The sequence below is a fragment of the Amphritea atlantica genome (assembly GCA_024397875.1).
GTDB lineage: Bacteria > Pseudomonadota > Gammaproteobacteria > Pseudomonadales > Balneatricaceae > Amphritea > Amphritea atlantica_B.
Window position 1 is genome coordinate 1,243,957 of record CP073344.1, and the last position, 23,844, is coordinate 1,267,800.

23 protein-coding genes are annotated in these 23,844 nt (G+C 50.3%); 16 read left to right on the forward strand and 7 right to left on the reverse strand.

Going from position 1 to position 23,844, the window contains the following annotated elements:
- The first annotated feature begins 10 nt into the window (after positions 1–10).
- The 8 genes from KDX31_05495 to KDX31_05530 all read left to right on the forward strand — a co-directional run bounded on the left by KDX31_05495 (position 11) and on the right by KDX31_05530 (position 6,146).
- Complete coding sequence (locus tag KDX31_05495; GenBank protein ID UTW04459.1) at positions 11–1,369, forward strand: TolC family outer membrane protein; 1,359 nt, start codon at positions 11–13, stop codon at positions 1,367–1,369.
- A gap of 120 nt (positions 1,370–1,489) precedes the next feature.
- Positions 1,490–2,374: a tRNA 2-thiocytidine(32) synthetase TtcA gene (gene ttcA / locus KDX31_05500; protein UTW04460.1), complete on the forward strand. Its 885-nt coding sequence runs from the start codon at positions 1,490–1,492 to the stop codon at positions 2,372–2,374.
- A gap of 17 nt (positions 2,375–2,391) precedes the next feature.
- Complete coding sequence (locus KDX31_05505) at positions 2,392–2,844, forward strand: YaiI/YqxD family protein (protein UTW04461.1); 453 nt, start codon at positions 2,392–2,394, stop codon at positions 2,842–2,844.
- Positions 2,845–2,958: 114 nt separating this feature from the next.
- Entirely contained in the window at positions 2,959–3,738 is a 780-nt protein-coding gene (locus KDX31_05510) for an enoyl-CoA hydratase (protein UTW04462.1), read from the forward strand.
- Between the two features lie 185 nt (positions 3,739–3,923).
- Positions 3,924–4,370, forward strand: coding sequence for a thiosulfate oxidation carrier protein SoxY (soxY, locus tag KDX31_05515; GenBank protein UTW04463.1), 447 nt, complete (start codon positions 3,924–3,926; stop codon positions 4,368–4,370).
- A 53-nt stretch (positions 4,371–4,423) separates the two neighbouring features.
- Complete coding sequence (soxZ, locus tag KDX31_05520) at positions 4,424–4,738, forward strand: thiosulfate oxidation carrier complex protein SoxZ (GenBank protein ID UTW04464.1); 315 nt, start codon at positions 4,424–4,426, stop codon at positions 4,736–4,738.
- Positions 4,739–4,924: 186 nt separating this feature from the next.
- Positions 4,925–5,596 (forward strand): hypothetical protein, encoded by a 672-nt coding sequence (locus KDX31_05525; protein UTW04465.1) that lies wholly within the window; start codon positions 4,925–4,927, stop codon positions 5,594–5,596.
- Between the two features lie 13 nt (positions 5,597–5,609).
- Positions 5,610–6,146: an elongation factor P hydroxylase gene (locus KDX31_05530; protein ID UTW04466.1), complete on the forward strand. Its 537-nt coding sequence runs from the start codon at positions 5,610–5,612 to the stop codon at positions 6,144–6,146.
- 45 nt (positions 6,147–6,191) lie between these two features.
- On the opposite strand, the gene KDX31_05535 is transcribed toward KDX31_05530, so the two are convergent.
- The 3 genes from KDX31_05535 to KDX31_05545 all read right to left on the reverse strand — a co-directional run bounded on the left by KDX31_05535 (position 6,192) and on the right by KDX31_05545 (position 7,834).
- Positions 6,192–6,662, reverse strand: coding sequence for a copper chaperone PCu(A)C (locus KDX31_05535; protein ID UTW04467.1), 471 nt, complete (start codon positions 6,660–6,662; stop codon positions 6,192–6,194).
- A gap of 93 nt (positions 6,663–6,755) precedes the next feature.
- Positions 6,756–7,358 (reverse strand): SCO family protein, encoded by a 603-nt coding sequence (locus KDX31_05540; GenBank protein ID UTW04468.1) that lies wholly within the window; start codon positions 7,356–7,358, stop codon positions 6,756–6,758.
- Positions 7,358–7,834, reverse strand: coding sequence for a hypothetical protein (locus tag KDX31_05545; protein ID UTW04469.1), 477 nt, complete (start codon positions 7,832–7,834; stop codon positions 7,358–7,360). The genes KDX31_05540 and KDX31_05545 overlap by 1 nt, the downstream gene beginning before the upstream one ends.
- 393 nt (positions 7,835–8,227) lie before the next feature.
- On the opposite strand from KDX31_05545, the gene KDX31_05550 reads away from it, so the two are divergent.
- The 3 genes from KDX31_05550 to KDX31_05560 all read left to right on the forward strand — a co-directional run bounded on the left by KDX31_05550 (position 8,228) and on the right by KDX31_05560 (position 10,873).
- Positions 8,228–9,547 carry a deoxyguanosinetriphosphate triphosphohydrolase gene (locus KDX31_05550; GenBank protein ID UTW04470.1) on the forward strand — a complete coding sequence of 440 codons (1,320 nt, stop codon included), beginning with the start codon at positions 8,228–8,230 and terminating at the stop codon, positions 9,545–9,547.
- Between the two features lie 37 nt (positions 9,548–9,584).
- The gene (locus KDX31_05555) at positions 9,585–9,950 is read left to right on the forward strand and encodes a translation initiation factor Sui1 (GenBank protein UTW04471.1); all 366 of its coding nucleotides are present in this window, start codon (positions 9,585–9,587) and stop codon (positions 9,948–9,950) included.
- Between the two features lie 149 nt (positions 9,951–10,099).
- Positions 10,100–10,873, forward strand: a complete 774-nt coding sequence (locus tag KDX31_05560; protein UTW04472.1) for a clan AA aspartic protease — start codon at positions 10,100–10,102, stop codon at positions 10,871–10,873.
- Between the two features lie 49 nt (positions 10,874–10,922).
- On the opposite strand, the gene KDX31_05565 is transcribed toward KDX31_05560, so the two are convergent.
- A complete protein-coding gene (locus tag KDX31_05565) occupies positions 10,923–11,879 on the reverse strand; it encodes a hypothetical protein (protein ID UTW04473.1) in 957 nt (318 codons plus the stop codon).
- A 197-nt stretch (positions 11,880–12,076) separates the two neighbouring features.
- Between KDX31_05565 and KDX31_05570 the strand changes: the two genes are divergently transcribed.
- Complete coding sequence (locus tag KDX31_05570) at positions 12,077–12,631, forward strand: DUF1285 domain-containing protein (GenBank protein UTW04474.1); 555 nt, start codon at positions 12,077–12,079, stop codon at positions 12,629–12,631.
- A 175-nt stretch (positions 12,632–12,806) separates the two neighbouring features.
- On the opposite strand, the gene KDX31_05575 is transcribed toward KDX31_05570, so the two are convergent.
- The 3 genes from KDX31_05575 to metG all read right to left on the reverse strand — a co-directional run bounded on the left by KDX31_05575 (position 12,807) and on the right by metG (position 16,390).
- Positions 12,807–13,790, reverse strand: a complete 984-nt coding sequence (locus KDX31_05575) for a serine/threonine protein kinase (protein ID UTW04475.1) — start codon at positions 13,788–13,790, stop codon at positions 12,807–12,809.
- Positions 13,791–13,794: 4 nt separating this feature from the next.
- Positions 13,795–14,259: a CYTH domain-containing protein gene (locus KDX31_05580; GenBank protein UTW04476.1), complete on the reverse strand. Its 465-nt coding sequence runs from the start codon at positions 14,257–14,259 to the stop codon at positions 13,795–13,797.
- An 85-nt stretch (positions 14,260–14,344) separates the two neighbouring features.
- Positions 14,345–16,390, reverse strand: coding sequence for a methionine--tRNA ligase (gene metG / locus KDX31_05585; GenBank protein UTW04477.1), 2,046 nt, complete (start codon positions 16,388–16,390; stop codon positions 14,345–14,347).
- Positions 16,391–16,865: 475 nt separating this feature from the next.
- Between metG and KDX31_05590 the strand changes: the two genes are divergently transcribed.
- The 4 genes from KDX31_05590 to KDX31_05605 all read left to right on the forward strand — a co-directional run bounded on the left by KDX31_05590 (position 16,866) and on the right by KDX31_05605 (position 23,839).
- Positions 16,866–18,116, forward strand: coding sequence for an HDOD domain-containing protein (locus tag KDX31_05590; protein UTW04478.1), 1,251 nt, complete (start codon positions 16,866–16,868; stop codon positions 18,114–18,116).
- Between the two features lie 91 nt (positions 18,117–18,207).
- Positions 18,208–19,302 (forward strand): tRNA (uridine(54)-C5)-methyltransferase TrmA, encoded by a 1,095-nt coding sequence (trmA, locus tag KDX31_05595; GenBank protein UTW04479.1) that lies wholly within the window; start codon positions 18,208–18,210, stop codon positions 19,300–19,302.
- A 221-nt stretch (positions 19,303–19,523) separates the two neighbouring features.
- Positions 19,524–22,982 carry an acyl-[ACP]--phospholipid O-acyltransferase gene (locus KDX31_05600; GenBank protein ID UTW04480.1) on the forward strand — a complete coding sequence of 1,153 codons (3,459 nt, stop codon included), beginning with the start codon at positions 19,524–19,526 and terminating at the stop codon, positions 22,980–22,982.
- Between the two features lie 278 nt (positions 22,983–23,260).
- The gene (locus KDX31_05605) at positions 23,261–23,839 is read left to right on the forward strand and encodes a DUF2796 domain-containing protein (protein UTW04481.1); all 579 of its coding nucleotides are present in this window, start codon (positions 23,261–23,263) and stop codon (positions 23,837–23,839) included.
- Positions 23,840–23,844: the final 5 nt, after the last annotated feature.

Genomic DNA, 23,844 nt, shown 5'->3' on the forward strand with positions numbered 1-23,844 from the left:
GAACGGTTCTATGGGAAAAATTAACAGGGTTGGCGTATGTGCGCTGACGATAATGGCTTGGTCAGGCACAGTTTCGTCAGAGACTTTGGTTGAAGCAACTTCGTATGCAATTGGCAATTCTCCTGATGTGGCAATTGTGAAAAATCAGTATCTGAGTCGTATTGAGCAGGTAGGCGTTTCCAGGGCTGGCTATAAGCCAAAAGTGGACCTTGCCCTGGGGTGGGGGGGGGAGTGGACCGACAGTCCATCTACCCGTGCTGCGGCGACAAGCGGAAGTTCTGATTATGTCGATCTGCAGCGGTCAGAGGCGTCGCTGACCATCAGTCAGTTGTTGTATGACGGCTTGCGTACCAAAAATGATAATGAGCGGACTACAGCTGAAGCTGAGGCACAGCGTTATCAGCTATGGAGTGTGGCAGAGAACACCACTCTTGAAGTAGCGGATGCCTACATGACGGTAATTAATGCTCAGGAAGCCGCTGTTCTGGCCGCCGCGAATCTTGAGTCTCATATCGAGATTCTTGATGGTATCCGCAAACGTTCAGAGCACGGACTGGGATCCGCTTCCGATCTTTCGCAGGTGAAAGGCCGCCTCAGCCGGGCGCATTCGAACTACCTGGCAACAGATAATAATGTACTCGATGCTAATGCCCGTTACTATAAAGTGGTAGGCTTGGAAGCAAACGGGCTGGTTAAGCCGTCACCTGTCGATCAATATATGCCGGTCTCTTATGAGCAGGCACTTGAAAGGGCGGGTAAGGTGCACCCGACACTGCTGTCAGCACAGCTTGATGTGGATGCCGCCGTTGCTCAGTTAAAGGGCAAAGATTCTAATTTTCACCCGGATGTCCGACTGGAGCTGGGAGGAACATGGAATAATAATCTCGATGGTGTAGTTGGTTATAATAATGACCTGACAGCGATGATCCGCATGCGTTATAACCTGTTCAACGGTAATGCTGATACTCATCGTAAGAAAGAAGCTTACTATCAGTTGATGGAAGCCAGCGCTATTCGGGACCGGGCACAGCGGGAAGTTGCCGAGGGGATGAGTCTGTCCTGGAACGCCTACCAGTTGCTGGAACGGCAGATGGAGTTTCTCGAAGCTCATGTGATCGAAGCCGAGAAAACCCTGGACGCCTACAAACAGCAGTTTAGGCTGGGCCGACGTACTCTGGTTGACCTGCTGGATGCGGAGAACGAATTGTTTGAAGCACGCAAGGAACTTATCAAAGCGGATAAAGATCGCGTTATGACTCAGTTCAGAGTGTTGAATGCGATGGGCGAGTTGTTAACGGTCCTTAATCTTAACCGTGAGTCCATCCTGACCAGTGAAGAACAGGCAGAGATCTCCTCTCTGCGTAACTGAGCTTATAACAGCCAGTGTGTCCACTGTGATCAGTTTTGATCACAGTAGATTTGCTGGCTGATTATTCTGTTGTTATCCGCTATAATCTCCGCCTTTTTAAACTGCTTCCAGAAAGTGTATATGAGCGAAGAACTGGCAAAACAACAGAAAACCCGGCTAAACAAGTTACAAAAGCGCCTGCGCCGGGAAACCGGTCGAGCTATCGAAGATTTTAATATGATCGAAGATGGCGATAAGGTGATGGTGTGTCTGTCCGGTGGCAAAGACTCTTTTGCCATGCTTGATATTCTGATGAATCTTCAGAAGAGTGCCCCGATCAGTTTTGAGCTTGTTGCGGTCAATCTGGATCAGAAACAGCCTGGCTTTCCTGAACACGTTCTGCCTGAGTATCTGACTCAGATAGGCGTGCCGTTTCATATCGTTGAAAGAGATACATACTCGGTTGTTAAAGAGCTGGTGCCTGAGGGGAAAACCACCTGTGCATTATGCTCCCGCCTGCGTCGCGGAACCCTTTATGGTTTTGCCGAAGAGATTGGGGCGAACAAGATCGCTCTGGGTCATCATCGTGATGACATACTTGAAACCTTTTTCCTCAACATGTTTTATGGCGGTAAACTCAAGTCAATGCCGCCTAAGCTGGTGAGTGACGATGGTAAGAATATGGTGATCCGTCCTCTGGCCTACGCGCGTGAGAAAGATATAGCGGCCTATGCCGGGTTGCGCGAATTCCCCATTATTCCCTGTAATCTCTGTGGTTCACAGGATGGCTTGCAGCGTCAGGTGGTTAAAGAGATGTTGCAGGACTGGGATAAGCATCACCCCGGACGTATTGAAACCATGTTCCGGTCACTGAGACATGTGGTGCCCTCCCATCTGGTTGATACTGAGCTGTTTGATTTTAAGGGGCTGCAGCGAGGCTACCCTCATGGTATTGCCGACCCTCAGACGGCGGTGAGCAGTTCGGTTAAAGGGATGCCGGAAATGATCGATATTCTTTCACTCTGAACCGCTGTGGGGGCCTGATGAATATCTGGGTTGATGCCGACGCTTGTCCTAATGTTGTTAAAGAAATTCTGTTTCGGGCAGCGGAACGAATGGGGGTTCAAACAGTTCTGGTTGCTAATCAGTTTCTGCGCACACCGCCATCTGCTTTTGTCAGCGCGGTTCAGGTTCCCGCCGGTTTTGATGTGGCCGATAACTATATCGTTCAGAAATGTGTTACCGGTGATCTGGTGATCACCGCAGATATTCCTCTGGCCTCCGAGGTGCTTGAGAAAGGTGCGCATGCACTGAATCCCAGAGGCGAGTTCTATACCCCGGAAAACATTCGACAGCGGCTGAATATGCGCGATTTTATGGATCAGTTACGCAGCTCCGGAATTGATACCGGAGGCCCTGCAAAGCTGACACAACAGGACCGTCAGCTGTTTGCCAATCAACTGGACCGGTTTCTGGCTAAACAGCGTCAAAAATAGATCCCCGAACGAAGACCCATTTCCAATTTTATTCTTAAAATAAGGGTTTTCCTTTATTTTTACTCCGTTTTGCTTTAGCGTTTCCTCTAATTTATAACAAGAACTGAGGTTGCTATGAGTGACACACTACTGATCCGTGAAGACGCTGACGGGATCTGCACACTGACACTGAACCGTCCAGATGCTTACAACTCCCTTTCAATGGAACTGATGCAAGCGCTTATCAGTACGTTTGATGCCATTGCTGAAGATAGCTCTGTAAGGGTTGTGGTATTGCAGGGCAGTGGTCGTGGATTCTGCTCCGGACATGACCTGAAACAGATGCTGGGAGAGGGGGAGGAGGCGTATTATCAGTGTACCTTTGAAACCTGTTCAACGCTGATGCAGAGGGTTGTAAACCTGCCGGTTCCGGTAATCGCTCAGGTTCATGGGGTCGCCACTGCTGCGGGTTGTCAGTTGGTTGCCAGTTGTGACCTGGCGGTCGCCAGTGACACCTCTCGCTTTGCAACGCCAGGGGTCAATATCGGCCTGTTCTGTTCGACACCAATGGTCGCTCTGAGTCGCTCCGTGAGTAAGAAACATGCGATGGAGATGTTGTTACTCGGGGATATGATCGGTGCTGCAAAGGCGGCTGAAATTGGCCTGTTGAACTGGGTTGTCCCTGAAGAGTCACTGAGGCACAAAGCCCTCGAAGTGGCAGGTAAAATTGCTGCCAGTTCACGAAAAGCAATCTCAATCGGTAAGCAGGCATATGTCAGGCAGATAGATAGTCCCCTCGAAGCGGCTTACATTGAGTGCAGTCGGGTGATGACTGAAAATATGCTCACTCATGATGCCGGTGAGGGAATCGATGCCTTTATTCATAAGCGAAAGCCAGAGTGGCAGCATCGCTGATTATCTTTGCTCTGTCTCTGTGTTGCACATGTGCTAACTGACAGCGGGCTTGCTGCCTGCTCCATACTGTCGTTTAGCGTCTCAGAATAGTGAGAAAGGGGGTGGTGTGATCTGTGACGGACTTTCATCTTTTTCCGGGTTCGGGCAGGATACGCTGGTGCATCGATAGGAAGAGGGCAGATAAAATGTTAAATCGTCGTGCAGTCATTAAAGCGATAGCTGGCGGCGCTCTGGTTGGTGCCGGGGTGTTAGTGCCTCGTCTGGCGATGGCAACGTGGAATAAAACGGCTTTTGCTGCCCAGAATCAGGCTGTTGCCTTAAAAGCATTGCTTGGTGCACTACCTGTTGCCAGTGATCAGGTGGTTCTCCAGGCACCGGGTATTGCCGCAGATGGGGCATTGGTTCCGGTGACGGTAAAAACCTCGCTAACCAATGTCGAGTCTATCAGTTTGTTTGTTGAAGCTAACCCCAATCCGCTAGTGGCTGAATTCATCATTCCGGTGGGCACTGAAGCGTCTGTGTCTACCCGCATACGGATCTATACTTCGTCAACAATCACTGCAGTCGTCAAAGCAGATGGACAGTTGTTGAGTAACTTTCAGGAAGCAAAAGTGACTATCGGAGGTTGTTGAGGTTAGTGCTGGTTTTAAAGGGTAATAGTTCAGGTTTAGTATAGGTAACAGTGATGGCTGATATGATGCAAGTGAATGCCAGAGTCCTCAATAATATGACCATGGTTAAACTGATGGTTACGCATAGTATGGAGGATGGGCTGCGTAAAGATAAAGCCACAGGCGAACTTATTGCTGCAGAATTTTTGCGCGAGGTTAATGTAGAGTATGCAGGGAAAATAGTCTTTGCTGCAAACCTGAGCACAGCCATTGCTAGAAATCCTTTTTTTGCCTTTAGCTTTTCCGGCGGGGCAGAGGGTGAGACACTCACGATTAACTGGGTCGAAAGTACCGGTCTGTCGGGCCGGGAAACGGCAAGAATAGGATAGATCAGTAAGCCTTTTCTAATATCAGAGACACCTCCTTAACCCGGTATTGGGCGATCGTACCTCGATCAGTGACTTAGCCGGATATTTGTCACGACAGTTAACTAATCTTCTGACTTCAGAGGGAAAGCGGTTCTACTCGGCTTGTCCATCCGCTAGAATGGGCGCACAAATGAGCAGGAGAAAATTGTGAACCGAGTCGCTTTATTGTCGTTTCTGAGTGCCTTCGTACTGGCTGGCTGTAATACCGCCAATGTCCAGCCGGAAAACGCTCAAGCGGCAGCGCCGCCGGCAGAGCAGCGGGATACACCATCGTCTGACACTCTGGATCAGACCGCACAGTTCGATCAGCTGAACGGGCGCATCACACTATTACAGGAGCAGTTTCTCGAACTAAAAGTTCAGAACAGTTCGCTTGCCGAGCGTGTGCAGCTTTTACTGACACAGTTTCAGGTGCTGGCCCAGGAAGTTAAACGCTCTGCCTTGCCAGCCACAGAGACGACTGCGCCAGATCCCGCGCTGACCGAAATGATGCAACGGCTGGATCAGCAGCTAATTGAGTTACAGCAGATCGCTCCGGAGCTGGGAGGAGGCGATCCATTCAAGCTTGCCAGTTGCTACACGGCTAAAGGGCAGTGGGTGATGATTCGTTATAACCGCTTTTCCGGAGAGAGCTGGGTCTCAGCCGCGAATAACTGGCAACCACTCGAAGAGGAGCAGGTTCCAATGATCTCTTCCTATGATATACAGTTGCTGCCCGCTAATAGCGACGTAAAAGGGTATGTTGCGGCCCGTATCGATCACAATAGTGGGGACAGTTGGTGGCTTAATCAGAATACCTGGGTTAAATATCAGCAGTAAGATTACAGAGAATATGACAGAACGAACCCCGGAAAGCCTGATCAGTCTTTTTAACGGACTTTTCAGTGAAACGTTGAATACTGAGCTGGTGAAAGGAGATGATGAGCCGATCTACCTTCCCGCCGATGCCGAACATCCAAAGCATCGGATTATCTTTGCTCATGGCTTTTTTGCCAGTGCCCTGCATGAGATCAGCCACTGGTGTGTTGCCGGAGCGCAGCGGCGTGAGCGGGTTGATTTCGGTTACTGGTACAAACCGGATGGGCGGACTGCCAGCGAACAGGCCGAATTTGAGAGGGTTGAGGTTAGGCCACAGGCGCTTGAGTGGTTGCTCTCAGAAGCCGCGGGCCATAAATTCCATTTCAGTGCTGACAATCTAGGCAGTGCGATTGGTGCCAGTGAGCAGTTCAAGGAAAATGTGTTGTCGCAGGTGAAAGCCTATCTTACTGACGGTATTCCTGAACGTCCTGCTGCTCTGATTAAGGTGTTGCAGAGCTATTATGCAACAGCTCCGCTCAGCGCTGAGCGATTTTCACTGGATGGAAAATAATAAAAAACCGGCGTAATCTGCCGGTTTTTTTGAGCGTTTCAGATATCAGGGTATTTGTTTTTTCATGCCTTTATGCATTTGCATATTGCCCATACCCGACATTACATCTGTTACGTTGAGGTCCAGTTTCTCTGAACTGCCATCGCTGAAGTTCAGCGTCAGGTCGATGGTCTGATCTTTAACCAGAGCCTGCTTCAGGCCGATCAGCATAATATGCAGGCCGCCGGGCTGCAGTTCTACCTGATCATTGGCGGGTATTGTCATTTCAGCAACTCTGCGCATCTTCATCATCCCTCCCTCATGAGTGTGGGCATGCAGCTCAGCTACCTCCGCGACGGAGGTGGACGCTGAAACCAGAGATACCTCTTTATCGCCGTTGTTCTTCAGGGTCATAAAGGCAGCGCTGTTCGGCTGCCCCGGCGGGACTGCCCGGACATAGGGGTGATCAACGCTGATCTCGGCAAAAACGGAGGCGGACAGGGTCAGTGTGGCAACCAGTGTAATTAGCTTTTTCATAACGGTCGTATCCATATCAGTGCTATTGATAGCGGTGTTGTTTATAGCGTCCCGTACGGTATGTTCAGGGGAATTGTTAGTTTTAAATGATATTCAGAGTAGCTCTTTTATCTCAGTTACCAGCTGTTCAGGCGGTGCGCCATGGGCTACTGTGTTGCTCAGTTCGCCCTGCTTGTTAATCAGGTATATTCGTGAGGAGTGATCAACGGCATAGCCCATAGCGGAGTCCTTCATCTCCACGATGCGGTAGAATGCGCCATATTGGGATACCACCTGATCAATCACTTCACGGCTACCAGTGACGCCGATGAAGGATGGATGGAAGAAGGCACTATATTCAGCCAGTTGTTCGGGCGTGTCCCGATCAGGGTCAACACTGATAAAGATCGGCTGAATCTGTTCCCGTTGATTGGCATCCAGATTTTTCATCGCCTGTGATATTACCGCCAGAGACGTAGGACAGACATCAGGGCAGTGGGTATAGCCGATATAGATCACAACAACTTTTCCCTTAAAGTCGTGTAGTGAAACATCGCCATTCACACCCTGCAGCGTGAAATTCCCTCCCAGGGTTTTAAACATTGGCTGACCAGAAGGGCTGCTTTGTGGAGATAGTATATAGGCGGTGACAATGCCTGCGAGCAGGGCCAGTGTCAGGAGTAACAGGTTGCGTAGTGTTGCCAGATTGTTTGCCATTATTTTGCTCTGAATTCAAACCAGGTGGTTAACGGCCCGGCAGCGGTTTCTGCCGAGACAGTCAGTCTCCATAACATTTCACCGGTGGTGCAGACTGCCAGTTCACCTTTACCACTGAAAAAACCAGGTTGGCTTTCGACAGCGGTTAACTGAGTCTGATTGATACCCATATACATTTCACTGCCCTGCAGGTTAATCACCACGTTGCTGGCGCTGGCTCCATCAATGCTGACCCGGTAGTTAAGTGGCGCCATAGAGCGGACAGGGCGAGGTTGAATATCCAGAGTCAGACTTACCTCTCCCATATCGACAGTACAACTCTGACTGTTGAGATCACAGTTGCTGGCGATTCCCGGTGCTTCAACGGAGGGTAAACTGAACAGTGAAGATCCCAGCCATACTGCCAGAATAAATCCTCCTAGCAGGATCAGATACAGGTATTGTGACCTGCTTTGTTGGGCTTCAGGCTGTGGCATTTCCGGGTATTTCCTCTGCAATGAATTGTCACTGATCCCGGTGAGGATCTGAATGTGGCAAATTGTCGCATTATCAATGAATGAGTGAAACGTCTGTACGCCATGAAGCCTGCTGTTGATGGGGGCTAGGTTTTAAGTGGTTTTAAAAAAGAAACGTTACTGATTTGTTATCATTCTGATATATAAGCGTATTTTCTCTTTGTTAATGCCGTCTTCGTGAAAATGGCGGATGATTTTTTAATATTTTTTAAACGAATATTCTTTTCTGTGGTTGTAATAAATACTAATAGAGGTAGCGTCACGCTAATCTCTACCCGCCAGTCCTGAGTATAGATTGATTTGCTTTAATCTATATCGCACACTGGAGCGAACAGAATTTGACGGATCTGAAAAATGGAGTGGGACAAGCTTCTAACGACTAAGCGTTATGGTCATGAAAACCTAACACCTGAAGAGGTTGGACGAAGCCATTTTCATAAAGATCATGACCGGATCATTTTTTCCAGTGCATTTCGGCGACTGGGACGAAAAACTCAGGTGCATCCGTTATCACTGAATGATCATATTCATACCCGCCTGACCCACAGTATAGAGGTGGGGAGTCTGGGACGGAGTCTGGGGATACGGGTCGGAGAGCTGTTACAGGATCAGTTGCCATCATGGATCAGCCCTCACGATCTCGGGACTATCGTGCAGTCCGCCTGTCTGGCGCATGATATTGGTAATCCACCGTTTGGCCATGCGGGGGAGTTTGCCATTCGGGACTGGTTCAAACATAAGGCACCGAAACATTACCTTGAAGAGCTGTCAGCAGCGGAGCTGCTTGATCTGCAAACCTTTGAAGGTAATGCCCAGGGGTTCAGAGTAGTGACCCGGATTGAAAATCACCTGTTTGACGGTGGCCTGAGGCTGACCTACCCGACACTGGGAACCCTGCTGAAATATCCCTGGACTGTGGAGCGGGCGGGTAAGAAAGGTAAATTCAGCAGCTTCGGTACCGAGCGGGAGATTCTCAATGCACTGGGTCGGGAGCTGGGCCTGATTAAACTGGGAGAAGACTATTGGTGCCGTCATCCACTGGCCTACCTCGTTGAGGCTGCAGATGATATCTGCTACGCGATTCTTGATCTGGAGGATGCCATAGAGCTGAATATTCTCGGTTTTGATGATATTAAACCGATCATGCTGCAGATCTGTGGTGATCTTAATTATGAAGATCAGATCTTTTTCACTCAGGCGTCAGCGCGTCGAAAAATATCTGCACTGCGCGGCATGGCGATGGAAAACATGGTTGAATCTACCGTCTCTGCATTTATGGCAAATCTGTCGCAGATTATGGCGGGTGAGTATACTGGTGAGTTACTGGCTGACGGTCACCCTGAAGTGTGTGAGGGGCTGGAAAAAGCCAAAACTCTGGCCCGTGATCGGGTGTTTCCGGATAATCGTAAAGCAGAGCTTGAGGTGGGGGCTTACAGTACTCTGGGAAGTCTGCTGGATTCTTTCTGCGCCGCGGCCTATGAACAGCACACCCAGACCAGTGATCAGCTCAGTTATCGTAGTCAGAAAATTATCAGCCTGATGGGGATTCACAGCCCTGATCCGGAGTGGCCTCTGTATCAGTCTTACATGCGGGTACTCGATTTTATCGGTGGAATGACCGACAATTACGCTGCCTACCTGTCGCGTCAGATAGGTGGTATGTCCGTTAACTAACTGCATTCTGTAATCAATAGGGTATCGAGTCGTGTCAATGCGTGATCAGTTAAGTAATCTGGTATTTTCCACTGAGAAAGGGGCGCTCTGCCCGGGGTGTAAAGAGTCTGTTGATCAGTGTATCTGTGATCAGTTGTCCGATCAGGAAAGGCTGGATAGTCTGGATGGTATTGTCCGGATTCGCCGGGAAACCTCTGGCAGAAAAGGCAAGGGCGTGACAACGATCAGCGGCGTGCCACTGGCGGAGAAAGAGATGAAAGATCTGGCCAAAAAGCTTAAGCAGCAATGCGGCACCGGTGGTTCACTCAAGGATGGGATTATTGAGATACAGGGCGATCATCGGGAAAAACTAAAGCAATTGCTTGAGCGGCAGGGTTTTACCGTCAAACTGGCGGGAGGCTGAGATGACAGTCCCAAAGCGGAAAAAAGTGTGCAGGTTCTGCCTGATGATCCGTTTTATGTTGCTGTTTATGGCGATTGTTGCGGTTTTCCTGTTAAATGGCATCTATCAGTTCTGGAACTGATGTTTCCCATACCGGCAGGATGCCGGTGATGCAAAAACAGGGAGTGAATGTTATGTGCCGATCCATGAAAATTTTACCTGTCCTGCTCTTTGCGATAGTCACGCTCGCATCTTCTGCATCTGCGGAAATTCTGCATTATACCGATGCTAATGGTCGAAAAGTCTACGTCGATAGCCCCTATAAAATCCCCCCCCAGTTTCGCAAGGCCAGTCAGCAGGTAGAGGTTGTACTGATGACACAAGCGGAAAAGCTGGCCAGCCAGAAAAGTCGTCAGAAGCTAAGTGATGAATATCTGAGAAAGCAGCAGATACGTGAGCTGGGCAAAAAACTTGAGCAGATGACCACTCCGGTCAGGATTATAGGTAATCAGGTATTGGTTCCGGTTAACGTCGTCTGGCGGGGGCGCAAGGCCAGTCTGCACCTGCTTCTGGATACCGGCGCCAGTATGACAGTGCTGCATAAGGGGAGTGTCAGCTCACTGAAGGCTGTCAGTCGCGACACCAGCTATGCACAGGTTGCCGGAGGTGGGCTGATCAAAACCGAAAGAGTGGTATTTGACCGGCTGGAGTTGGGGCCCTACCGGATTGAAAACAAATCTACCGCGGTGATAGCAGCCAGCGGATCGCAGCCATTTGACGGACTTCTGGGGATGGATATTCTGGGAGGTGGCCGGTATAACATCGACTTTGATCAGCAGCAGATTATCTGGGCACCTGATCAGTATAAGGAGCTGACTGCAGTGCTTGAGGCGTTGAAGCAGCCTGAGGCTGAATCTGTTGCCGTTGGGGGTGATAAGGAATAAGCAAAAAAGCCCGCAGAATGCGGGCTTTTTATTGCAGCAGTCGTCTCAGTTAAAGTTCCAGCTCGGCCAGTTTCAGATCGAGTGTGGCCTTGAGCAGTTTATAAAGGCGGATCGCTGCATCGATCTCCTCTTTACGGTTGGTCAGGCTTTCAATATTCAGACCCAGGGGGATGCCCAGACCACCACAGGCTTCCAGAATCTGATCCAGATTGTTGCGACAGATGCGGATCGATTCGGCCAGTGGGTTATGAGCATCAAGAATCCGGTGACCGGTTGCCTGGGGTACAGAGATCCCCAGCCACTCCATAAATTCCAGCGTTTTGGCACTACCACAGGGGGAGAAGGTCAGGATAATTCGTTTGGGATCAACGCCACGTTCTTTGCACTCCCGGGCATAGGAACTCAGCAGATCGATGGTGGCCTGCGGATTATAGACTGCTTGCGAGACAAAAAACTCACACCCCTGAGCGCTCTTTTCCAGCAGGCGCAGGTGTTCATTGCCCTTACTGGCATGGCGTTCGGCGATAGTGACACCGCCCAGATTAAAGTCGAGGGGGTGCTCTTTAAGGGCGCTATAGGCTTGTGGCAGTGTGAGTTTGATATCTCCGTCGGAGGAGGGGCTGCCGACCAGAACGATATCTCTCACGCCATGCGGGCACCAGGCCTTGTCCAGCCACTCATTAAAATCATCTTTGTTGCGCTGGGATACGCTTTTATAGGTAATCACCGGGCGTCCGGATTTCTCCCGCAGAATCGCTGAGTAGTCACGGGGATCATGGGTATTCATAAACGGAAACGGACGAGGCTTGTCGATGCGGTCGCTCTCATCCTGAATGTCATAAACGATGACACCGTCATAGTCGATCTGCTGCAGACGTTCTAACAGCTTATTACCGATCTCGGACAACTGCTCCATAGAAACAGAGGACTTCGGCGGAGTGGTGCCAATAAAATAGACGCCGCGCTTTGGGTCGGCGAATTTCTGTTTCAGTTGTGAGTTGCTCATCTGGGTATCCGTAAGTTTGTTAAATCTGCAATGCGTCGCTGTTTCGACTGCTGTTTTAGCAGGATCTATTCTAACAATGAATCACTTTCATGTGTTTAAGTTATAAGGTGAAATTTTTTGTGGTTTGTATGAGCCGATTTAATGTCAGTTGAAATACAATAAAAGGTACCCGTGTGTCAGTGAGTGAGCGATATATCGTGAGTGATAAAAAACCGGATCTTAAATCGATCCAGAAAGTATTGAGCAGTGACCTGAAAAAATCGCCTTCACTGCCTCCGGTGCATCTGTGGAAGCCTGAGTTCAGTGGTGACCTTGATATTCAGATTACCCGCGACGGTCACTGGATACATGAAGGTGGCGAGATAAAAAGGCCCGCAATGGTGACGCTGTTTTCTACAATTCTGTGGCGTGAAGGTGATCGCTATTTTCTGGTAACCCCGGTTGAGAAGGTCGGGATACAGGTAGAGGATGTCCCGTTCTTTTTCACCGGCCTTGAGGTGCGTCAGGTTGAACAGGGCCAAGAGCTGGTGTTTACCTCATCTACCGACGATGTTGTTATCGCCTCAGCGGAGCATCCGCTGCGGGTGGCAACTGATCCGGATACCGGAGAGCCTTCTCCCTATCTGATGGTGCGTTATGGGATGGAAGGACGGTTAAGCCGCAACGTTTTCTATCAACTGGCAGCGCTGGCCGAGGAGCGGGATGGCGTGTTTGGCGTGGAAAGTTGCGGCGAGTGGTTCAAAATCGGTTAGTGACTAGGTCGCTCTAACAGCCGTAGCTTGTTTTTCGAACGTTACAAAAGGCGTGACTTGCGCGTTGCTCGGAAAAGCCTGCTTGATATTTTCATTCGCGGCTGGAAGCCGCTCCCACAGTAAAATGATATATCGGGGCAGGTCACAGTCCATCCTGAACAACGAACAACGCTTGTTAATTATACAGCTGTAACGGCTGCTCCTGCAGGGCAAATAGCTGTTCTCTCAGTTCCAGTATATGGTCACTCCAGTAGCGTACAGAGTTAAACCATGGGAAATTATGTGGGAAAGCGGGGTCTTCCCAGCGGCGTGCGATCCATGCGGCATAGTTCATAATCCGCAGGGTGCGTAGCGTTTCAGTCAGCCTTAGCTGAGCCGGATTAAAATCACAGAATTCGCTGTAGCCCTCGATGATCTCCAGCAGTTGCGCCTGCTGGCTGTCTCTGTCACCGGACAGCAGCATCCAGATATCCTGAATGGCCGGAGCCATGCGGGCGTCATCAAAATCAACAAAGTGTGGCGCGTCATCGCGCCAGAGTATATTGCCGATATGGCAGTCACCGTGAATCCTGATCCGGTTGATCGGTTCACAGACCTGCCAATTTTGCTCCATCAGCCTGAGCAGATCTGACGTGAGTGTGTCGTATGAGGTTTTCAGTTCGGCCGGAATAAACTGCTGACTGATCAGCTTTGCGCTTTCATGACCGTAGCTGGCGATATCAATCTCCGGTCGGTGGATGAAAGGGCGGCTGGCGCCGATAGTGTGAATCCGGCCGAGCATCCGTCCCAGTGTGAACAGGTTATCCATATTATCCAGTTCCGGGGCATGACCGCCCTTGCGGGGAAACAGGGCAAACATAAAGTCGCCAAAACTGAACAGGCTTTCGCCCCCGCGTATCAAGGGTGCAACGACTGGCAGTTCCTGTTCCATCAGTTCAAAGCAGAACTGATGCTCTTCGAGAATCTGTTCTCTGCTCCAGCGGGCAGGACGGTAGAACTTAGCGATCAGCGGCTCGCTTTCCTCAATGCCGACCTGATAGACACGGTTTTCGTAGCTGTTAAGACCAAATACCCGCCCATCACAGAGATAGCCCAGGCTTTCAATAGCGTCCTGAATAAAGCTGGGGGTCAGGTGTTCAAACGGGTGTAGTATGGTCATCGGTCTACCAGTTTTTGAAAGGGTGGGTCAGCAGGTTGGAGTTATAGTAGCGTTTATCGCCGCTAACCTCTTCAGTAATCCAGTCCGGCAGCTCAGGTTGTTCATCTTCACTGTCCAGCTCTACTTCTGCGATGACCAGACCTTTATTGTCACCGGTGAAAATATCCAGTTCCCAGAGATGGGCTTTGTGAGTTATCAGATAGCGGGTCTTATCAATCACCGGGCCTTTACAAAGCTCATCCAGCATCTGCCGGGCATCTGTAACAGGAATCTCATATTCAAACTCACTGCGGGAGATACCCCGGGTTTCTCCCTTCAGGGTCAGAAACGCTTTATCGCCCATGATACGAATACGTACAGTTGTTTTGTCTGCGGTCTGAATATAACCCTGACAAATTATGAGGCCCTGTTCTGGCAGGTCAACTTTATCTATATTCACGAGAAACTTACGTTCAATTTCCTGCGCCATTTCGTTTCCTCAATAAAAAAGGCACTCTCCAGTGCCTTTTAAGATAACTAAGATAAACCATTAAAGATAACCTTAAGAGTAGCTCTTACATGATTCGCATGCCGGGCTGAGCGCCCTCATGGGGTTCAAGAATCCACAGATCTTTTCCACCCGGACCAGCGGCCAGAACCATTCCCTCTGACATGCCGAACTTCATCTTTCGGGGTGCCAGATTTGCTACCATTACAGTGAGCTTTCCTTCCAGGTCTTCTGGATTGTAAGCGGACTTAATGCCGGCAAATACATTGCGGGTTTCATCGCCCAGGTCCAGCGTCAGCTGTAGTAGCTTATCGGCGCCTTTGACATGCTCAGCTTTAGCAATGCGGGCAACCCGCAGATCAACTTTGGCAAAGTCATCAAAAGTGATTTCATCGGCAACCGGGTTTTTCTCAAGTTCGGTTTTCTCAGCCGCAGGCGCTGCCGGCGTTGAAGCTGCGATTGCTGCCAGGGTTGCTTTGCTGTCTTCGATCATGGCATTAACGCTGTCTTCCTCAACGCGCTGCATCAGAGGCTTAAACTTATTGATCTGATGGTCCAGTAGCGGAGTCTTAATCTCGTCCCAGGCAAAACCGTCAATATTCAGGAATGCTGCAGTGTCTTCAGCTACCTGAGGCAATACCGGAGCGAGATAGGAGATAATGACCCGGAACAGGTTTATACCCATGGTGCAGCAATCCTGAACCTGCTGCTCTTTGCCTTCCTGTTTGGCCAGAACCCAGGGCTCAGCGGCATCGATATACTGATTAGCTTTGTCGGCCAGATGCATGATTTCACGCATCGCCTTGCCAAACTCCCGTGCTTCATAAGCGTTTGCAATCAGCTCACCGGAAGCGATCGCTTCTTCATATAACGCGGACTCTGTCAGTGAACCGGCCAGTCGGCCATCGAATTTCTTGTAGATAAATCCGGCGCAACGGGAAGCAATATTGACCACCTTGTTTACCAGGTCGGCATTAACCCGCATGCGGAAATCGTCCAGGCTCAGGTCGATATCATCAATACCCGATCCCAGTTTGGCAGCAAAGTAGTAACGCAGATATTCAGGGCGCAGGTGCTTCAGGTAGGTTTCCGCCATAATAAAGGTGCCGCGAGATTTCGACATCTTCTGGCCGTTGACGGTCAGGAAACCATGGCAGAACACTTTAGTTGGTTTTCGGAAACCGGCGCCTTCCAGCATGGCGGGCCAGAACAGGGTGTGGAAGTAGGCGATATCCTTACCGATAAAGTGATACAGCTCGGTATCGGATGCTTCATTCCAGTATTCATCGAAGTCGACTGAGTTTTTATCACACCAGTTTTTGAAACTGGCGATATAACCGATAGGGGCATCCAGCCAGACGTAGAAGTATTTGCCCGGCGCATCGGGGATTTCGAAGCCCCAGTAGGGCGCATCGCGGGATATATCCCAGTTCTGCAAGCCTGACTCAAACCATTCGTTGAGTTTATGGATCATCTGCTCCTGCACGCAGGTATCGACCCAGTTACGCAGGAACTGCTCAAAATCAGCCAGTTTGAAGAAGTAGTGTTCAGACTCTTTCTCAATCGGTTTGGCACCGGAGACCGCGGAGTAAGCATTTTTCAGTTCAACCGGACTGTAGGTTGCACCGCAGACTTCACAGGAGTCGCCGTACTGATCCTGAGCGCCACATTTAGGGCAGTCGCCTTTAACGAAACGGTCCGGCAGGAACATCTCCTTTTCCGGATCATATGCCTGGGTGATGGTCTTTTTCGAAATATGGCCACCGTCCCGCAGGCGGGTATAGATCAGCGAGGCGAAGTGTTGGTTCTCTTCGGAATGAGTGGAGTAGTAGTTATCAAACCCCACCATAAAGCCTGCGAAATCACGCTGGTGTTCCTGGCTTACCTGACTAATCAGCTCCTCTGGTGTAACCCCCATCTGGTCTGCTTTCAGCATAATAGGGGTGCCATGGGCGTCATCCGCACAGACATAGGTGCAGTGATTGCCGCGCTGGTTCTGGAAGCGGGTCCAGATGTCAGTCTGGATATACTCTACCAGGTGACCCAGATGTATCGGGCCGTTGGCATAGGGCAGTGCGCTGGTAACAAGAATCTTACGTTGTGTGTCAGTCATGATTCGGAGCAGGTCTAGGTTGCAGAGATAAGCGCGGAATTTTACTCTTAAATGGCTGAAATTACAGCACGGGAGGGGGATCTTTTTTCTCCGGGTCGGGAATTAAGTCTGTCGGTTTATTCTAACTATATTGGGTAACAACCATTGGACAGTTATTTTTAAAAAAGCTAAAACGGCTAGATAAACTGTGAGTCGTCGATTTATGTGACGTCTTGCCGTGGGTATTTGTCGCCAGTTGGGGCAACGTCGGAGGTGTAATTTAAAGGCTATACTGTTGTTTTTCTGGTAGCGTCAATACTGAGATATGCTTGCAACACCGAAGGTATCTCCATTGGCGGTTAAGACGCTTATAAAACGCAGCATGAACACCTTCACAGGTATCCGCAGGAATCTGTTAAATTAATGTTTGAGTGAAGCTATAGCAAGTTTAGAGTGCGGGTGGGGGCGCCGCTCTATTGCGTATAGGGAGAGGGTGATGTTCGAATATATTCTTAAGGAAGAAAAAATTGCGGTGCTTTGGTTCGGCAAGCCGCTGGCCGATCTGAGTAATGTCCCCGCAGAGCTGAAAGGCAAGGTCGTAATGAATCAGGCTAAGATGCCTGATCAGGCCATGGAGATGCTCGGTCGGCGGGACTATCAGGTGATTGTTGTTCAGCTGAGCCAGGACAATTTTGAGTTTCGCTATAACTGGTTGCGCAAAGTTGTTGCCAGGTATCCTGGTATTATCCGGATTATGCTCAATGATGGGCTGCAGACCTATCAGGTGGCTAAAGCATCTGAGCTTTGTCATCGCTCGCTGTTGTTTACCTCGGGTGTTACCGAGCTGTTCCATGAGGTCGGGCAAAGCCTGCGTCTCATTCAGTCAAGTAATAAACCGGTGATCAGGGAGTATGTCGGCGCGATCGAAAGGTTGCCCTCTATGCCGGGTGTTTATGTTGCGCTCAATGATGCACTGGCATCTGATACAACCGGGGCGGCAGAGATTGCCGCCATCATCGAGCGGGATCCGGCGATGAGTGCCAAAATACTTCAGCTGGTTAACTCGGCGTTCTTTGCACTCAGCAGTAAGGTTTATAAAATCAAAGATGCGGTGGTGATTCTCGGGGTGAGGCAGATTCGTGACCTGTTTCTGGTTTCGCGCATTTTTGAACACTTTCCTCAGGACCGAAACTGGTCCGGATTCTCCTTCGAAAACCTGTTTGACCGCTGCATGGTGGTCGGCCGGTTTGCCCGGGCAATCTGCCGGGAACAGCGCGTAAGTGCTGATATCGCCGATAAGGCGTTCCTGGCTGCGCTGCTTCAGGATATCGGTATGCTGGTAATCGCAACCCGTGAAACACAGCAGTACAGTGAAGTGCTTCAGGAAGCAGCGCGGTTGAATCATCCCCTTTATGCGATTGAAAAACTCCGGCTGGGGGTCACGCATATGGAAGTTGGTGCGTATATGCTGGGACTCTGGAACCTGCCGCCGGAAGTGGTGGAAGCTGTTCTCTATCACTCAAACCCGAACGCAACATCCAGTGAGAAATTTACTCCATTAACCGCGGTTCATTTGGCCGATTCTATTTTGCCAGATGTGGTTAATGTCAATAATTGCCGTATCAGTAGTCAGATCAGTGAGAAATATCTGATCCGCCTGGGACTGCAAGATAAACTACCCCGCTGGCAGCAGATGTCTGAAGATTTTGCGGCGCAACTCTATTCCGGAGCCGGTAATGGTTTTTAAACCGCTTGTAAACGTGAGTGAAAGCTTGGAGTGATCGGGGCAGGCTGATAGAATGCGCGGCCTGTTTTTGATTCTATATTCCGAGGTTTAGATGGCGCTGCCTGTTGTTGATCCGTCCCAGTATGATGCTCAGCTGAGCGAAAAAAAAACTGACATTGAACAGCAGTTTGTCGATTTTAATCTGCCTGAAGTTGAGCTGTTCGAATCGGCAAAGACCGCCTATCGTCTGCGCGCCGAGTTTCGTGTCTGGCACGAAGGCGATGATCTCTATTATGTGATGTTCAAGCCGGGTGATAAGCATCAGCACAGCCGTCTGGAAAGCTGCCCGATGGTGTCTGAACCGATTCAGCAGGTGATGTTTAAGTTGCTGGATTATCTGCGTCCCAATGAGCTGCTGCGTCGCCGACTGTTTCAGGTAGACTTTCTCAGTACCCTGTCCGGTGAGTTAATTATCAGCCTGCTTTATCACAAACCGCTTGATGAGGCCTGGATTGAGGAAGCCAAAAAACTTAAACAGCATTTTGGAATTCACTTTATCGGTCGTAGTCGTAAAACCAAGATCGTTCTGGATCAGGATTATGCCATAGAGAAGATGCGGGTCGATGGCCGCGAACTGATCTATAAGCAGGTAGAGAACAGCTTCACACAGCCCAATGGTAGTGTCTGCGTTAAGATGCTGGAGTGGGCTGTGGATGTGACGCGTGATGCTGGCGGTGATCTGGTTGAGCTGTACTGTGGTAACGGTAACTTCACTATGGCACTGGCCGATAATTTTGATCGGGTCATTGCCACCGAGATCGCTAAGGTCTCTGTCAATGCCGCGCAATTCAATATAGAAGCCAACGGTGTTGATAATGTAAAGATTCTGCGGATGTCCAGCGAGGAGTTTTCTCAGGCACTGCAGGGGGTGCGTGAGTTCCGGCGCCTGAAACAGAGCGGTGTCGATCTGGCCAGTTATAACTTCAGTACTGTTTTGGTGGATCCGCCGCGCAGTGGTCTGGATGATGAAACCGTTAAGCAGGTCGCGGAGTACGATAATATTGTGTATATCTCCTGCAACCCGCAAACCCTGCTGGAGAATCTTAAACAGCTGACTCAGACCCATACGTTGCAGCGTTTTGCACTCTTTGATCAGTTTCCATATACCCATCACCTTGAGTGCGGTGTTTACCTGACACGAAAGTAAGCCAGTCACTGGTTTGAGTTCTTCTCAGACCGGTGCACATACACTTTGGGTATTATATTCCGCTACTCTTGTTGAGATGGTGGTGTTGCTTTAACGATAAAAAGATACTTTGAACGTCATTTTATCGGGAGGTAATGTTATGCTCAGGGCTATATTTTCAACGGCGATGGTCGCGTCAGCGGCATTTTTAGTGGCTCATTCGTTCTGTCAGGGAGAGTAGGATGTCAGCACTTCTTCGTATCAAAGGGTTTCTGGCATTCATTGTCATCGCCTTTATCAATGCCTTTGTCGATCTTGGTCATAAGATCATTATCCAGAATACGTTGTTTAAAGCCTATGATGGCGATGTACAGATCGTCCTGACCGCCGTGGTTAATGGATTGATTCTGCTGCCGTTTATTATGCTTTTTACTCCGGCTGGATTTCTTGCCGATAAATATCCCAAAAACCGGGTGATGCAGTTTTCTGCCTGGGCTGCTGTCGGCGCAACACTGCTGATCACCCTGTGTTATTACCAGGGATGGTTTATCACTGCTTTTGCGCTGACCTTCGTACTGGCGCTGCAAAGTGCATTTTATTCGCCAGCTAAGTATGGTTTTATCCGTGAGCTGGTGGGCGAAGATAATCTTACGGAAGGTAACGGCTGGGTTCAGGCGGTTACGATGATCGCTATCCTGTCGGGTATCGCAGTCTTTTCGCTGCTCTTTGAAACCCGTGTTGAGGGTGCTTTTCAGTTAACTCCTGAGCAGAGTCTGCTAATGATAGCCCCGCTTGGCTGGTTACTGGTGATCGGGTCTCTGTTTGAGCTGGTGCTGGCTTACCGTTTGCCCCAGATACGTGACACCGACCGTGAGGTCCGTTATGACTGGCGGGCATACCGTACCGGAAAGACGCTAAGCCGCAATCTGTCGATGATTTACCATAACCGGACAATCTGGTTATCGATTATCGGTGTGGCGTTGTTCTGGTCGGTCAGTCAGGTGATGTTGGCGGTTTTTCCGGCAGTGGCAGAAACACATCATGGTATCCATAACACCTTTGTCATTCAGGGCACTATGGCGCTCGCCGGGGTGGGTATTATGGCCGGTTCGGTGCTGGCCGGACGCTGGTCTCCCCACTATATCAATATCGGCCTGATTCCGCTGGGCGCTGTCGGAATTGCAGCGGGACTGATTTTGCTCCCTCAGGCCTCGTCTGTACTCTATCAGGGGATGATTTTCTTTCAGATCGGACTGAGCGGGGCGCTGTTAAATGTGCCGCTTCAGGCACTGATTCAGTTTAATGCCGGCAGCAATGAGACCGGTAAAGTGCTGGCGGGCAGCAACTTTATTCAGAATATAGCGATGCTCAGCTTTCTGTCACTCACGGTACTGTTCGCCTGGGCCGGCATTGATGGTCTCTGGTTGCTCTGGTTACTTGCGTTACTGGGCGTTATTGGCGCTCTGTGCGCCATTCGTATGTTGCCTCAGGCGCTGGTGCGGGTACTGGTGGCAGGCTTAATCCGACGTAAATACAACCTGCAGGTGCTGGGCTTTGAGAATCTGCCCCGTTCGGGTCAGGGGGTGTTGCTGCTGGGTAATCATATCAGCTGGCTGGACTGGGCTATGATTCAGATGGCTTGTCCCCGCCACATTCACTTTGTAATGGAACGCTCAATCTACGAACGCTGGTATCTGAAGTGGTTTCTGTCGATGTATCGGGTGATTCCGATCTCCAGTGGTCATAGCCGGGATGCATTACAGGCGGTTGGCGAGCTGATCAGTGCCGGGCACGTGGTGTGTCTGTTCCCCGAGGGGGCGATCAGTCACACCGGTCAGATCGGTGAATTTAAGAAAGGCTTTGAACGGGCTTGTGAAGAGGCTGAGGGTGTTATCGTTCCATTCTATCTGCGTGGCTTATGGGGCAGTCGTTTCTCCCGTTCTACCGATAAGATGAAGATGATTCGCCGGGGCGGCTTGAAGCGTGATGTTATTGTTGCCTACGGTCAGCCGATGCCGGTGACCAGTAGTGCTTCAGAGGTTAAAAAGAAGGTTGCTGAACTGTCGATTCATACCTGGGAGCGATACACCCGGACGTTCCGGCCACTGCCGCAAAGCTTTATACGGACTGCCAAGAGTGCCATGTCCGATATGGCGATCAGTGATGTGCAGGGGGAGCCACTGAGTTATCGCCGCTTGCTGACCGCCGTGGTGCTGTTCAGTCAGCGGTTGAAGAGGGCGCCCGGTCAGCGTTTGGGTTTATTGCTGCCGACGTCCAGTGCCGGAGCTATCGCTAATCTGGCGGGGTTGTTTGCCGGCCGGACACTGGTCAATATCAACTTTACTGCCAGTGAGTCGGCACAGCTTGCTGCGCTGGAGCAGGGCGAGGTGGCCACTATCCTGACGGCGCATAAGTTTGTCAGCAAACTCAAAGCCCGGGGGCTTGATCCCGAAGCGTTGTTTGAGGGGCGTCAGGTGATTTACATGGAGGATCTGAGAGCAGGGATCGGTAAAACTGAAGCGCTGGCGACAATGTTATTACTCAGTGTGCTGCCAACCATGCTGCTGCAGTGGTGGCTGGGGGCGGGTACGAAGATGGACGATACCGCCGCAATTCTGTTCTCCTCCGGTAGTGAGGGGGCGCCAAAGGGTGTCATGCTCAGTCACCGGAATATTCTCGCCAATCTGCGCCAGATTGCTGATGTGCTGAATGTCCGTGAAGATGATTGCATTATGGCGACGCTGCCGCTGTTTCATGCCTTTGGCCTGACAGTGACGACCTTTTTGCCTCTGATAGAGGGGTTGCCGGTAGTGTGTCACCCGGATCCCACCGATGCTGTGAATATAGGCAAGGGCGTGGCCAGATACCGGGCCACGATGATCTGCGCGACATCCACTTTTTTACGTCTCTATACCCGCAGTAAAAAACTTCACCCGCTGATGTTTCAGTCGATTCGGGTGGCGGTTGCCGGGGCCGAAAGGCTCGACCCTGCGGTACAGCAGGCGTTTGAGTCCCGCTTCCGGGTGCCTGTGATTGAGGGGTATGGGTCAACTGAAACCACCCCGGTTGCCAGTGTAAATTTACCCGATCATCTTTCTGTTGATGGCTGGTTTGTGCAGGTGGGTACCCGTCCGGGCACTGTAGGGCTGGCGCTGCCGGGCTCGACTTTCCGTATCGTTGATCCGGTTACGCTGGAAGAGTTGCCAACGGGTGAAGATGGTCTGATTCTGATCGGCGGCACTCAGATTATGAAGGGCTATTTGAATAATCCGGAAAAGACCGCTGAGGTGATTGTCGAGCTGGATGGGTTGCGCTGGTATAAAAGCGGCGATAAGGGGCATCTGGATGAAGATGGCTTTCTGACTATCGTTGATCGTTACTCACGGTTTGCCAAGCTTGGCGGCGAGATGATCAGTCTGGGGGCGGTTGAACAGGAGGTCAGAAAGCACCTCGCGGATGATGAGTCGGCGCTGGTAGCGATCAATCTGCCGGATGAGCGTAAAGGCGAACAGGTTGTTCTGCTGGTGGCTGCGGATATCGATCCTGCAAGCTTCAGAAGTCATCTGGCCAGTCAGGGAGTGCCTCCGCTGATGTTACCGGCCAAAGTCTTCAGGGTTGATGATATTCCGTTGCTGGGCAGCGGTAAAACGAACTATCCGGCGGCGAAAGCTGTAGCCCGGCAGTTGACGGCTTCTGCTTAACGACTCTCTGAGCATCTGCAAAGTCCCGGGTCTTTGATTAGGCTGCGGGACTTTATCTCGCAATATCTCCGTGAGCTTGAGGCGTCGGAGAATGTTCATCTTTTGGAAGTGTATCAGCAACTCATGAGGGTATCCGCGTGATTGCTGCCTATTCACTCTAATTAACGACTATGTATTACCGTTTTGGCTGCGTGCCGGCTTTAGATCAGAAAGGAAAGTATTGATTGTATTTTGTTATGATATAACATTTTGTTTTTTGGATATTGAGGATTTGCCAGATGAAGCTGTTGGGTGGAGTGTTATTATCACTGGTTGCGCCGGTCGTTGTTGCTGAAGGCTTTGAGCGCCAGCTCGAGAGTCATGAGCATGGTAAGGCAGATATGGCCGTGGTTTTGGAAGGCAGTGAGTTACAGATTGAGATTAGCTCTCCGGCGGCTAATATTGTTGGATTTGAGCATGCCCCTGTGGATGAGCAGCAACAGCAAGCGCTGACCTCAGTCATTGCACAGTTGAAACAGCCGGAGCGGTTGTTTGTTTTTCCTGAAGGCTCTGCCTGTAACACCGTTCTGGCAGAAGTTGAAACGACCCTGGTGGATAGCCATGATGAACACGAACATGAGAATGAGCATGAAGCCGGGCATGATCATGAAGGAGATCGCGATCGCGAAGGGTCTGATCACAGCGACTTCATGTTGTCATATCAGTTTCACTGCGGATCTGCAGAATTGTTAAATGGCTTTTCGCTGGAGCTATTTCAGTATTACCCACAGATGAAACATCTTCAGGTACAGTTAATTGGTCCAGCCGGACAAAGTTATCAGCAGCTGGACAGTGAAAACCGATGGGTGAGCTTTTAAGCTTC